Origin of the sequence: Streptomyces sp. NBC_00442, from assembly GCF_036014195.1 — a bacterium.
In the GTDB taxonomy this organism is placed as follows: Bacteria; Actinomycetota; Actinomycetes; order Streptomycetales; family Streptomycetaceae; genus Streptomyces.
The window spans coordinates 5,654,487-5,666,989 of the sequence record NZ_CP107918.1; the positions used below are offsets into that span (position 1 = coordinate 5,654,487).

Annotated in this window: 8 protein-coding genes; 4 read left to right on the forward strand and 4 right to left on the reverse strand. The window is 72.6% G+C overall.

The genetic code is table 11. The annotated features are described in order from the left end of the window. The first annotated feature begins 135 nt into the window (after positions 1 to 135). The gene (locus OG432_RS25370) at positions 136 to 1,497 is read left to right on the forward strand and encodes a glutamine synthetase family protein (protein WP_328313267.1); all 1,362 of its coding nucleotides are present in this window, start codon (positions 136 to 138) and stop codon (positions 1,495 to 1,497) included. 141 nt (positions 1,498 to 1,638) lie between these two features. Continuing rightward, the gene (locus OG432_RS25375; protein WP_328313268.1) at positions 1,639 to 1,998 is read left to right on the forward strand and encodes a 5-carboxymethyl-2-hydroxymuconate Delta-isomerase; all 360 of its coding nucleotides are present in this window, start codon (positions 1,639 to 1,641) and stop codon (positions 1,996 to 1,998) included. A gap of 10 nt (positions 1,999 to 2,008) precedes the next feature. On the opposite strand, the gene OG432_RS25380 is transcribed toward OG432_RS25375, so the two are convergent. Genes OG432_RS25380 through OG432_RS25390 form a run of 3 tightly spaced genes read right to left on the reverse strand, consistent with a single transcriptional unit; the run spans position 2,009 to position 5,185 of the window. Beyond that, on the reverse strand, positions 2,009 to 3,031 hold the full coding sequence (locus OG432_RS25380; protein ID WP_328313269.1) for a TolB family protein: 1,023 nt from the start codon (positions 3,029 to 3,031) through the stop codon (positions 2,009 to 2,011). Beyond that, a complete protein-coding gene (locus OG432_RS25385) occupies positions 3,028 to 4,296 on the reverse strand; it encodes an MFS transporter (protein ID WP_328313270.1) in 1,269 nt (422 codons plus the stop codon). Before OG432_RS25385 ends, OG432_RS25380 begins: the two co-directional genes overlap by 4 nt. Position 4,297: 1 nt before the next feature. After that, positions 4,298 to 5,185 (reverse strand): alkaline phosphatase family protein, encoded by an 888-nt coding sequence (locus OG432_RS25390; RefSeq protein WP_328313271.1) that lies wholly within the window; start codon positions 5,183 to 5,185, stop codon positions 4,298 to 4,300. Between the two features lie 208 nt (positions 5,186 to 5,393). Between OG432_RS25390 and OG432_RS25395 the strand changes: the two genes are divergently transcribed. Beyond that, on the forward strand, positions 5,394 to 6,503 hold the full coding sequence (locus OG432_RS25395; protein WP_328313272.1) for an acyltransferase family protein: 1,110 nt from the start codon (positions 5,394 to 5,396) through the stop codon (positions 6,501 to 6,503). Between the two features lie 111 nt (positions 6,504 to 6,614). On the opposite strand, the gene OG432_RS25400 is transcribed toward OG432_RS25395, so the two are convergent. After that, entirely contained in the window at positions 6,615 to 8,732 is a 2,118-nt protein-coding gene (locus OG432_RS25400) for a PIG-L family deacetylase (protein ID WP_328313273.1), read from the reverse strand. Positions 8,733 to 9,379: 647 nt separating this feature from the next. On the opposite strand from OG432_RS25400, the gene OG432_RS25405 reads away from it, so the two are divergent. Next, complete coding sequence (locus OG432_RS25405) at positions 9,380 to 12,379, forward strand: bifunctional [glutamine synthetase] adenylyltransferase/[glutamine synthetase]-adenylyl-L-tyrosine phosphorylase (RefSeq protein ID WP_328313274.1); 3,000 nt, start codon at positions 9,380 to 9,382, stop codon at positions 12,377 to 12,379. Positions 12,380 to 12,503: the final 124 nt, after the last annotated feature.

The following is a 12,503-nucleotide window of genomic DNA, read 5'->3' on the forward strand; positions in this document are numbered from 1 at the left end:
AGGGGAGGTGCCGCAGGTCATACCGGGTGCGTAATGTGGAGGTAATCCCGCGCCTCGATACTGAGGATTCCCCCGCCGCCCCCGGCTTCGACGGGGCAACGGTGCACAGGCCGTCTGAACTGCAAGGATGTGGCTATGGACAAGCAGCAGGAGTTCGTGCTCCGAACCCTGGAGGAGCGCGACATCCGGTTCGTGCGCCTGTGGTTCACCGATGTGCTGGGCTTCCTGAAGTCGGTGGCGGTCGCCCCGGCCGAGCTGGAACAGGCCTTCGACGAGGGCATCGGCTTCGACGGCTCGGCCATCGAGGGCTTCGCCCGGGTCTACGAGTCCGACATGATCGCCCGGCCCGACCCGTCCACCTTCCAGATCCTGCCGTGGCGCGCGGAGGCCCCCGGTACGGCCCGGATGTTCTGCGACATCCGGATGCCCGACGGCTCCCCGTCCTTCGCGGACCCGCGCTTCGTCCTCAAGCGCATCCTGGCCAAGACCTCCGACCTCGGGTTCACCTTCTACACCCACCCCGAGATCGAGTTCTTCCTCCTGAAGGACAAGCCGCTCGACGGCACCCGCCCGGTCCCCGCCGACAACTCGGGCTACTTCGACCACACCCCGCAGAACGTCGGCATGGACTTCCGCCGCCAGGCGATCACCATGCTCGAATCCATGGGCATCTCGGTCGAGTTCAGCCACCACGAGGGCGCGCCGGGACAGCAGGAGATCGACCTGCGCTACGCCGACGCCCTCTCGACGGCCGACAACATCATGACGTTCCGCCTGGTCATGAAGCAGGTCGCGCTCGAACAGGGCGTCCAGGCCACGTTCATGCCGAAGCCCTTCTCGGAGTACCCGGGCTCGGGCATGCACACCCACCTCTCCCTCTTCGAGGGCGACCGCAACGCGTTCTACGAGTCGGGCGCGGAGTACCAGCTGTCCAAGGTGGGCCGCTCCTTCATCGCGGGCCTGCTCAAGCACGCCGCCGAGATCGCCGCGGTCACCAACCAGTGGGTCAACTCCTACAAGCGGATCTGGGGCGGCTCGGAGCGCACCGCGGGCGCCGGCGGTGAGGCGCCCTCGTACATCTGCTGGGGCCACAACAACCGCTCGGCCCTCATCCGCGTCCCCATGTACAAGCCCGGCAAGACCGGCTCGGCCCGCGTCGAGGTCCGCTCCCTCGACTCCGGCTGCAATCCCTACCTCGCCTACGCCCTGCTCCTGGCGGCCGGCCTCAAGGGCATCGAGGAGGGCTACGAACTCCCCGAGGGCGCCGACGACGACGTGTGGGCCCTCACCGACGCCGAACGCCGCGCCATGGGCATCGAGCCCCTCCCGCAGAACCTGGGCGAGGCCATCGCCCTGATGGAACGCAGCGAACTGGTCGCCGAGACCCTGGGCGAGCACGTCTTCGACTTCTTCCTGCGCAACAAGAAGTCGGAGTGGGAGGAGTACCGCAGCGAGGTCACCGCCTTCGAGCTGCGGAAGAACCTGCCGGTGCTGTAGGGGAGTTGCTGCGGATCGACGTGGCCTCGGGGCGGTCCGGCCGGATGCCGGGCCGTCGGGGCGCCCGCCAGTCGGACGGACCATCCCGCCCGGCCCCGCCGCCCGCTACGGTCGGACCGCCTACTACCCAAGGATGTGCTCATGCCCTTCGTCACCGTCGAATACTCCGAGCGGCTCGACGCCACGTTCGACCGGCGGGCGTTCGCCCGTGAGGTTCACGAGGTCGCGTCCGGGCTGATCAACGCGCCCGTCGAGGCGTTCAAGAGCCGGTTCCGGCGGATCGAGGAGTCCTTCTTCGCCGCCACCGACGAGGGCATCGACGCCGTCTTCGTCGAGGTCGCCATCGGGTCGGGGCGCACCCCGCACGCGATCGAGCGCCTGAGCGAGGCCGTTCTGGAGATCGCCCGCAAGCACGCGACGGGGGTCGAGGGGCGGCGGCTGCACATCCTGGTCGAGTCCCGTGAGATCGAGCGGGACTTCTTCCGCACCTACAAGGAGTAGCGGGCCGCGCTCAGCCCAGGTATGCCGGGGCGAGCCCCGCCGTCAGCAGGCGGCGGGGCTTGCCCGTTCCGTCGGCCGGGACCGTGTACAGGTCGGTGCCGTAGTCCCCGGCCAGGGCGTAGGCGACCGTGTGGTCGTCCTGCCAGACCGCCTGGTCGTCCACGCTCCTCGGCTCCGCGAGGGCGGTCTCGCGCATCGTCGCCAGATCCAGGGCGTACAGCCGCCACGGGGCGTCGGCGGGCAGACCCGCCACCCGCTTCTTGTAGACGATCCGGGTGCCGTCGGGGGAGAGCGAGGGGCACTCGACGTTGGTGTGCAGGGAGGTCACCGTGCGCTCCGCGAGGTCGCCCCGGACGAGATACGTGTGGCCGCCGGTCGCCATCGTCGCGTAGAAGTGCCGGTCGTCGGCGGCGAAGGTGACGCCCCAGAAGTTGGTGTCGGCCGCGTGGTGTTCCTTGCCGTCGAGCGTGGCCGTGAAGTCCTCGAGGGAGGACGTGAGGCGACCGGTCCGGGTGTCGAGGACCGCCGTGCGGGTGGAGAAGTTGGTGCCCGCGTACGAGTCGCCGCCCACGAACACCGTCCACGCCGCCCAGCGCCCGCTCGGCGAGACCCGGGCCCGGGTCGGGATGCCGGGGAGGGCGTAGTGCGCGCGTTCCCTCAGCCGTGCGTCGAGCAGCACCGCGCGGTAGGAGTCCGTCATCGTGCCGTGTTCGGCCTGGAGGCAGATACCGGTGCCGGCCGCCGCGTAGAAGCGCAGGCACTTCACGCCGGAGGCGGTGCGCGGGCCCGCCGCGTCGGCGGCGGGGACCGTGGCCAGCTCGTCGCGGTGCGGGCCCCACGCCATGTTGCGGAACACGATCCGGGGAGCGTCCGGCGTCAACGACACCGTTCCGGGGGTGACGTGGGGGCCGCCGGCCTGTGCCTGGTTCTTGCGGTTCTCACGGCCGGCCGCGTGCAGTACCGACACGGTGGCCACTCCCGCCAGGACCGCGAGGGCCGCCAGCAGGACGAGGATCTTGTTGCGAAGGGTCAAGGCCGGGCTTCCTCGGGAGAGTTGGCGGGGCGGAGCAGGAACGCGGCCGTCGCGCACGCGGTCAGGGCGGCCGCCGCCGTGCCGAGCGCGGTCCGGTCGCCCCACGCCGTCCAGGCCGCACCGAAGGCGATGGAGCAGGCGAAGCGGGCCAGCGCCTGGCCGGTCTGGATCAACGCGAGGCCGGAGGAGCGGAGTTCGGCCGGAACGGACCCGGCCGCCGCCGCCATCAGGACACCGTCGGTCGCCGCGTAGAACCCGCCGTGCAGGGCCAGCGCGAGGAAGGGGAGGGCCGGGCTCTGCCAGCCGGTCAGGAGCAGCACGTACGCGAGGAGCAGGGCGGCGTGGCCGCCGAGGAACACCTGCCACCGGCCCACCCGGTCCGCGAGCCGCCCCAGCGGCACGGCGAGCAGCAGGAAGGCGGCGGCGGTACCGAGCGGCAGCAGCGCGAACCAGCGGTCGGGCACGCCGAGCCGGTGCTGGAGCAGGAGGTAGACGAACGAGTCGCTCACCGTGGCCAGTCCCAACAGCAGCGCCGCGAGGGTGAGGTGGCGTACGGGGCGGACACGCAGCAGGGCCAGGGCCGCCTTCAGGGAGGGCCGTGGTGCTCCCTGGACCGGCGTCGCGAGCGGGGTGCGCGAGGGGACGAACAGGAGCAGGACGAGCACGCCGACGGCGGCCACGCAGAAGCTCACCGTGAACACCGCGTCATAGCCGTCGGCGGCCTGACGCAGGATCAGGAACGCGGTCAGCGGGCCGAGCAGGGCACCCGCCGTGTCCATCGCCCGGTGCACCCCGAAGGCCCGGCCGCGGGCTTCCGGCGCGCAGGCCAGCGAGATGAGGGCGTCGCGCGGCGCGGTGCGCAGCCCCTTGCCGGTGCGGTCGGCGGCGAGCACCGCACCGATCACGGGGAGCGAAGTGGCCAGCAGGAGCAGGGGTTTGCACACGGCGGAGAGGCCGTAGCCGAGCGCCGCGACCGTCTTGTGGCGTCCGCCGCGGTCGGCGAGGTGGCCGCCGAGGAGGCGGACCAGCGCGCTGAAGCCGTTGTACACCCCGTCGAGCAGCCCGAAGCCGAGCGGGGAGAGTCCGAGGCCGGTGACGAGGTACAGCGGAAGCACGGCGGTGACCATCTCCGAGGAGACGTCCGTGATGAGACTGACCGTGCCCAGTGCCAGCACGGTGGAGGCGACGGCCGAACGCCGCCCGGTGCCTGACCGGGCGGCGTCGGCAGGAGCGGCGGGGGTGCCGCGACTGTCCGCTACGTACACGTCAGCTCGTCCAAATCCCCGTGATGTCCGAGGAGTTGGCGGCCTGTCCGGCGTGCGCGGTGCCGTACATGTCCTCGATGGTGCGCAGCAGGTTGTAGTGGTTGTACGTCGTCGGGGACGAGGATCCCGGGGTCACCTGCTGGCCGTAGAGGACGGTGGGGATCTTGTTGCCGGCGAGCCGGTTGTCCTCGTCGAAGGTGATGACGAGCAGGCTCTTGTGGGTCTTGGCCCAGGTCGCGTACGCGCCCAGGTTGTTCTTCAGCCAGGTGTCGCCCGTGGAGACCGAGCAGTCGTGCATGTCGCTGCACAGGTTCGGCGTGACGAACGAGACCTGGGGCAGCTTGGTGTAGTCGCCGGGGAACTGGGCGAAGGTGTACGCCGATGACGTCGGCACGTTGGAGAAGCCGAACCACGGGTTGTGCTTCTGTGCGTACTTGCCGCTGGTGCACGTGGTCGAACCCTGGCTGGGCAGCGTCTCGTTGTAGCTCGCCCAGGTCTTGCCGGCGGCGATCACCTCGGATGCGAGGTTGGGCGCGGAGGAGAAGCCGGGGGTCACACAGCTGTCGTCGGTGACGCCCTGCGTGGAGCCGGAGAAGAGCGCGTAGTAGTTCGGCTGGCTGGGGTGCGTCTCGGCGTACGAGGCGGGCAGGCTGGCGCCGCCGGACTTCAGCGAGTTGATGTACGGGGCGCTGGAGCTGCCGATGACCTGGTTGTAGGCGTGGTTCTCGAAGACGACGACCACCACGTGGTCGGGGGTGGGGACGCTCGCCGCGGCCTGCGCCGAGGAAGCGGAGCCGAGACCGGCCCACAGGCCGGCGGACGCGGCCGCGAGGCCGAGGGCACAGAGGAACGCGGTACGGGTGCGGCGCGGAGCGGGGTCGCCGGGCACGGCTGCCTCCGGGGTGAGGGGGGCTCGGGCACGCGCCGGTCGGGACGCGGCCCTGGGGGAGAGGGCGCGCCCTGCTGCGGGCGCACCCAGAGGTTAGGGGTGTCCATGTCAACTCGGAAGGGGGAGGCGAGTGAAGACCCGGGGAACGTCCGGTGCACTCGGCGGCGGCTCCCCCGACAACCACACCGGGCCCCCTACGGTGGGACGAATGACCAGCTCCACCCTCCACCCCGGTCCTGGCAGCCCCCGAACCCCCGATCGCAGCCCGTTCTTCGACAACGCCAAGTTCCTGCTGATCGTCCTGGTCGCGCTCGGCCACAGCTGGGAGGAGGTCATCACCCCGGACACCCCGGGCCTCAGAGCCCTGCACAACCTGGTCTACTGCTTCCACATGCCGGCCTTCATCCTGCTCTCCGGCCACTTCTCCCGCAGCTTCACCGCCCGGCCCGACCAGATCCGCCGGCTGCTCGGCGGAGTGCTGGTCCCGTACCTGATCTTCGAGACGCTCTACAGCCTCGTCTACCACTGGGTGCGCGGCACGGAACTCGCGATCACCCCGACCTCGCCGACCTATCTGTGCTGGTTCCTCATCGCCCTGTTCGTCTGGCGCGTCACCACGCCGATCTGGAACTCCGTGCGCCACGCGCTGCCCATCGCCTTCGTCGTCTCGCTCGTCGCGGGCACGACCGCGGTCGGCGGGGAGCTGGCGCTCTGCCGGGTGCTGATGTTCCTGCCGTGGTTCGTCCTCGGGCTGCGGCTGCGTCCCGAACACTTCGCCCGGCTGCGCACCCGCGCGGCCCGCGTGATCGCGGTGCCCGTCTTCGCCGGCGCCCTCGCGCTCGCCTACTGGCTGTCACCGGACCCGAGCGACGACTGGCTGTCCTCGGACGCCGACGCCACCGTCCTCCAGGTGTCGCTGGTGCGGTATCTCCTGCTCAAGCTGGCCCTGTTCGCGGTGACCGCGCTCCTGGTGGCGGCCTTCCTCGCGCTGGTGCCGGGGCGCCGGACGTGGATCACGGCGTTCGGCGCGGTCACCCTCTACCCGTATCTGCTGCACGGGCTCCTGGTCCGGATCGCCGAGCACTACGGCTTCTTCCGGACCGTGGGGGCGGCGGGGCTCGCGGGGCAGCTGGGGCTCAGCGCGCTCGTGATGGCGATGGTGGTGCTGCTGTCGACGAAGCCGGTACGCGTGCTGGTCCGGCCCCTGGTGGAGCCGCGCTTCCCGGGTCGGCTCCTGCCGAGGACGCCGACGCCCGCGCCCACGCCCGTCACCGTACCCGCGGGCGCGGCGGAGCGGGAGAAGAGCCTCGTGCGGTGAAGAGCGAGGTGAGGGCGGGGTGAGAGCGCGCTGAGGGAGCGCTGAGGGCGCGGTGACGACGCTCTTTTTTTGCGGACGCGTTCGAGGGATCGGCCGCGCCGACCGGGCGGGTCAGTTCGTCGTCGTGGGCTGCCACGGGGCGGCCGGGGCGGCCGGGCCCGGGGCCTGCGTCCAGTACAGCCGTCCGTCCAGGCCGATCGCGGCCGCCACCGCGCCGACCCCGTCCTCGGCCGCCGAGGGGGCGCCGGTGAACAGGACGTTCTCGTCCGGCTTCCAGTGCGGTCCCGCGGCGCCGGGCTCCAGCGTGGCGAGCGCGCCCGACGCGGTACGGCCCGCCACGAGCGGACCCGCCGCGCCGACCATGCCGTAGCCGGAGGCGCCGCCGAGGTCGGTGGGGGCGGAGGGAACCGCGCCGGTGAACAGTACGCTCCGCACGTCGCCGGAGTCCGCGGCACGGTAGTACACCCGCACGCCGGCGCCGTCCGCGCGGGCGGACAGACCCGTCGTGTTGGGCGGGAGCCCGGTGTCGACGGCGTGCGCGGTGGCCGGGGTGCCAGGGGCCGGCTGGACCCACGTGGACATGGTCTTCGGGGTGCTGGAGAACACGTGGACGCGGCCCGCGCCGTCGGTGGCCGCCACCGGATCGCCGACGAGCGCGGCACCGCCCAGCGCGGTCCACCGGGTCCAGCCGCCGTCCTCGGTACGGGTCAGGGAGTGCAGCCGGCGGTCGCCGCCGCGCAGGAACACGGTGAGCCTGCCGGTGCCGTCGACCGCGGCGGAGGGCGTGGACATGTCGAAGATGCCGTTGCCGCCGCTGGCGTCGGGGGCGCCGAGCGAGGTCCAGGGACCGAAGCCGCCGTCCGCACGCTGCACGGTGGCCACCACCTCGCGGTGGTAGTCACCGAGGTCGGTGCCGAAGAGCGTGCGGGTGCCGAACACCGCGAGCCGGCCGTCGGGCAGACGCGTGGCGCTCACTCCGGGATCCAGGCCGTCGCCGGGCAGCAGCACGCGTTCGCCCCAGGCGCCGTTCGCGCCGGGCGCCCTGTGCCAGACGGCGAGCCGCTGGTCGAGCACGCCGAACGCCCACAGGCCGCCGTCCTTGCCGGCCTGCAGCCAGGACGTGGAGTTGGTGCGGCTGTAGCGGACCGACTCGGCCCAGTTGTTGCCGTGCGGGTCGGGCGCGACCTTGCGGTCGCCGCAACCGGCGGCGCTGGCACAGTAGTTGTCGTCCGGGTTCATCCAGGCGTACGTCTCCACGATGCCGGCCTTGGCGTCGCTCACCTGCTGGGTGAAGGTGTGCGGCAGGTGGCTGGTGTTGTACCCGAAGTAGGTCTGGACGCTGAAGTCCGGGTGGTTCACGGACCTCGCGTACTCCTGGAGGGCGGCCTGCGCGAAGCGGGCGCTGAAGATGTGGTCCTGGTGGTCGATGATCTTGCCCGGCTTGCCGTCCACGCTCGGCGTCGGGTCCATCGTGCGGACGTGCGTCGGGTGGAACCGCGTCATCAGGCCGGCGAGCGTCGTGACGAGCTGGTCCTTCGTGTACGCGAAGGGGTGCGCGGGGCTGCCCGATGCGAGCTGCGAGGTCAGCGCGGCGGTCTTGCCGTTCCACAGGCCGCGCAGACTGTGCGGCTGGTTGCCGAGGATCGTCTCGGACTCGCGCAGCTGCACCCACACCAGGTGGATCGCGGGGTGGGCGTCGAGCGTGTCGAGTTCCGCGGTGCCGCCGCCCGCGGTGGGTATGGAGCTGCGGGTCCAGGAGCTGGCCCGGTCGCCGGTCGCCATCTGCGCGTAGGCCCCGCGTATGCCGTTCTGGCGGGCCTCGGAGTAGGCGGCCCGGTCGGCCTTGGGCCGCGGGGCGCCCTTCTTGACCGGCGGCGAGTTCACGCCGTCCGCCTCGCCCGCCGTGACGTAGACCGACGTCATGGGGCGGCCCGAACGCAGGGACTGGCCGGTGTCCGGGTTCATGAAGAACAGGTCGTCGTCCGGGTGGGCCATGATCTGCATCACCGAGCCGCCGGTGGGCCGCACCGGGGGAGGGGACGCGATGGCCTGGCCGCTCGCGGGCCGTGCGTCCGCGGCGCGGGCGGCGGAGGCGTCCGCGCCCTCGCTGTCGGACGTGGCGAGTTCGGCGAACGCGCCGCCGGATATGAGCACGGCGACGAGCGCGGAGCCGGCGACGGCGCCGCGGCGTGAGAGCAGCGCGGAGCGCAGCGGCGGCCTGGACTTCATGGGTGCGGTCTTTCGGGGGGTGCGGGCGGCCTGCGGCCGGGCGGTGCGTGAGCACGGGGTCGGCGGGGGCCGTGGTGCTCGATCAGGGGTTGTCAGAACCTGATCGATCAGGAAGACGAAAGGTCCAGGAATGAGGTTCCTTCTGGCAACTCGGCAAACCATGTGGCCTTGCTCACCCCCTGGGGCTCCGCCCCAGACCCCGTTCGCGCCTGAAGGGCGCTCGTCCTCAATCGCCGGACGGGCTGAGGTGGCCCATGCCGCCCGGCACCGAGCCCCGTAAGGGGCGCGGGGAACTGCGCGGGAGGCGGGCACGGTCCGCTGACGAACCGGGGTTTTGGGGGCGCGGGGAACTGCGCGATCAGCCGTCCACGGTCCGCGCACGAAGGCGGGTTTCAGGGGCGCGGGGAACTGCGCGGGAGGCGGGCACGGTCTGCGGACGGAAGCGGGGTTAGGGGCGCGGGGAACTGCGCGGGAGGCGGGCACGGTCTGCGGACGGAGGTGGGGAGAGGGGCACCGGTAACTGCGCTAGGTGCGGGCGTGGTCCGCACACGAAGGCGGGGTCGGGGGCGTGGCCCGGGGGGCTCGGCGGGGACGGCGGGGCGGGGTCCCGCTAGGCTCGGGCTACGTACGACGTGGGAGGCGGCCAGATGACCGTGCCGGTGCCGGGGCGCAGGAGCAGTACGTTCACTCGGCTACTGCGACATGGCTTCACCGATCCCTCCGCCGCCGAGCGCCTCCTGGAGACCCCCGAGCTGGCCCCCGTCCGCACCGACCCCGTCCTCCTGGACGCGCTCGGCGCCACCGCCGACCCCGATCTGGCCCTCATCGGCCTGGTCCGCATCGTCGAGGCGCAGGACGACGACGAGCGCCGCGCCCTCCTGGACACCCTCGTCACCGCGAAGCCGTTGCGCGACCGCCTCCTCGGGGTGCTCGGCGCGTCCGAGGCGCTCGGCGACCACCTGGCCCGCCACCCGCACGACTGGCACGCCCTGGTCACCTACGAGGCCGCGGACCTGCACCCCGGCGTCGCCGAGTTCGAGCGGGGCCTGGCCGAGGCCGACGACCCCGTGACCCTGCGGGTCGCCTACCGGCGCTGCCTGCTGGCCATAGCGGCCCGCGACGTGTGCGGCACCACCGACGTGGCCCAGGCCGCCGCGGAGCTGGCCGACCTCGCCACCGCGACGCTGCGCGCCGCCCTCGCCATCGCCCGCGCCGCCGCACCCGACGACGCGGCCCAGTGCCGGCTCGCCGTGATCGCGATGGGCAAATGCGGAGGGCACGAGCTCAACTACGTCTCCGACGTCGACGTGATCTTCGTGGCAGAGCCCGTCGACGGCTTCGACGAGGGCGCCGCGATGCAGGCCGCCGGGCGGCTCGCCGCGCACCTCATGCGGATCTGCTCGGAGACCACCGTCGAGGGCGTGATCTGGCCCGTCGACGCCAACCTGCGTCCCGAGGGCCGCAACGGCCCCCTCGTGCGGACGCTCTCCAGTCACCTCGCCTACTACCAGCGCTGGGCCAAGACCTGGGAGTTCCAGGCCCTGCTCAAGGCCCGTCCGGTCGCCGGCGACCTCGAACTCGGCCAGGACTACGTCGAGGCCGTCGCCCCGCTGGTGTGGCAGGCCGCCGAGCGGGAAAACTTCGTCGCCGACGTGCAGAAGATGCGGCGCAGGGTCGTCGACAACATCCCCGCCGCCCAGGTGGAGCGCGAGCTGAAGCTCGGCCCCGGAGGCCTGCGCGACGTCGAATTCGCCGTCCAGCTCCTGCAGTTGGTGCACGGACGCAGCGACGCCACGCTGCACAGCGGCACCACCCTCGACGCTCTCGCGGCGCTGGCCGCCGGGGGCTACGTGGGCCGGGCCGACGCCGCCCAGCTCGACGAGGCGTACCGCTTCCTGCGGGCCATGGAGCACCGCATCCAGCTCCACCGGCTGCGCCGCACCCACCTCGTGCCCGAGGACGACGCCGACCTGCGCCGGCTCGGCCGGTCGCTCGGCCTGCGCACCGAGCCCGTCGCCAGCCTCCACAAGGAGTGGAAGCGGCACGCCTCGGTCGTGCGGCGCCTGCACGAGAAGCTCTTCTACCGCCCGCTCCTGGACGCCGTCGCCCAGCTCGCCCCCGGCGAGATCCGGCTCAGCCCCCGCGCGGCCGCGCACCGCCTCGAAGCGCTCGGCTACGCCGATCCGGCCGCGGCCCTGCGTCACCTGGAGGCGCTGAGCTCCGGCGTGAGCCGCAAGGCGGCCATCCAACGCACCCTGCTGCCCGTCCTGTTGGGCTGGTTCGCGGACTCCGCCGACCCCGACGCCGGTCTGCTCGGCTTCCGCAAGGTGTCCGACGCGCTCGGGAAGACCCCCTGGTACCTGCGGCTGCTGCGCGACGAGGGCGCCGCGGCCGAGAACCTGGCTCGGGTCCTGTCGGCCGGCCGGCTCGCCCCCGACCTGCTCCTGCGCGCCCCCGAAGCGGTGGCCATCCTGGGCGACCCGGACGGGCTCGCGCCGCGCGGCCGTGACCATCTCGAACAGGAGATCATGGCCGCGGTCGGCCGGGCCGAGACCACCGAAGGCGCGGTCGCGGCGGTCCGCGGGGTGCGCAGGCGCGAACTGTTCCGTACCACCGCGGGCGACCTCATCGGCTCGTACGGGACCGAGGACAGCCCCGCCGAGGAGGATCCGGGCGCCCTCGTCGACCGGGTCGGCGGCGCGGTCAGCGACCTGAACGCGTCCACCCTCGCGGGCGCCCTGCGGGCCGCCGTGCGGGCCGAGTGGGGCGACACCCTGCCAACCCGCTTCACCGTCATCGGCATGGGGCGCTTCGGCGGCCACGAGCTGGGCTACGGCTCGGACGCGGACGTCCTGTTCGTGCACGAACCCCGCGAGGGCGTCGACGAGCAGGACGCGGCGCGGGCCGCCAACCGGATCGTCTCGGAGATGCGCCGGCTCCTCCAACTCCCCGCCTCGGACCCGCCGTTGATGATCGATGCCGATCTGCGCCCGGAGGGCAAGTCCGGGCCGATGGTGCGCACCCTGAAGTCGTACGAGGCGTACTACCGGCGCTGGTCGCTGGTGTGGGAGAGCCAGGCGCTGCTGCGCGCCGAGGTGATGGCGGGCGACGCCGACCTCGGGGCCCGCTTCATCGAGCTGATCGACCCGCTGCGGTATCCGGTGGAGGGGCTGAGCGACGAGGCGGTGCGCGAGATCCGCCGCCTCAAGGCCCGGATGGAGTCCGAGCGGATGCCGCGCGGCGCCGACCCCACGCTGCACGCCAAGCTGGGACGGGGCGGCCTGTCCGACGTCGAGTGGACCGTCCAGCTGTTGCAGATGCGGCACGGCTGGGAGCTGCCGGGTCTGCGCACGACCCGGACCCGCGAGGCCCTGGCCGCGGCGCACGCCGCGGGGCTCGTCGAAACGGAGGCCGCGTCGATACTGGACGAGGCGTGGGTGCTGGCGACGCGGGTGCGCAACGGGGTCATGCTGGTCCGGGGCCGGGCCGGGGACACGTTTCCCTCCGACGGGCGGGAGCTGGCGGCGGTCGGGCGTTACCTCGGGTACGAGCCGGGGCATGTCGGGGACATGCTGGAGGACTACCGGCGCCTTACGCGCAGGGCGCGGGGGGTTGTGGAGGAGCTCTTCTACGGGGCGCACCTCTAGGGCGCAGCGGCGCCCGGGACGCGTTTTCCCACCCACCCGCCCGTGCGGCAACTCTGAAGGTGCGGCCCCCTGGGGCTCCGCCCCAGACCCCGTATCGCGCCTGAAGGGCGCTCGTCCTCAATCG

Coding starts and splice junctions, on each gene's coding strand:
- OG432_RS25370 (WP_328313267.1), top strand. CDS start 136: ATGGACAAGCAGCAGGAGTTCGTGCTCCGAACCCTGGAGGAGCGCGAC.
- OG432_RS25375 (WP_328313268.1), top strand. CDS start 1,639: ATGCCCTTCGTCACCGTCGAATACTCCGAGCGGCTCGACGCCACGTTC.
- OG432_RS25395 (WP_328313272.1), top strand. CDS start 5,394: ATGACCAGCTCCACCCTCCACCCCGGTCCTGGCAGCCCCCGAACCCCC.
- OG432_RS25400 (WP_328313273.1), bottom strand. CDS start 8,732: ATGAAGTCCAGGCCGCCGCTGCGCTCCGCGCTGCTCTCACGCCGCGGC.
- OG432_RS25405 (WP_328313274.1), top strand. CDS start 9,380: ATGACCGTGCCGGTGCCGGGGCGCAGGAGCAGTACGTTCACTCGGCTA.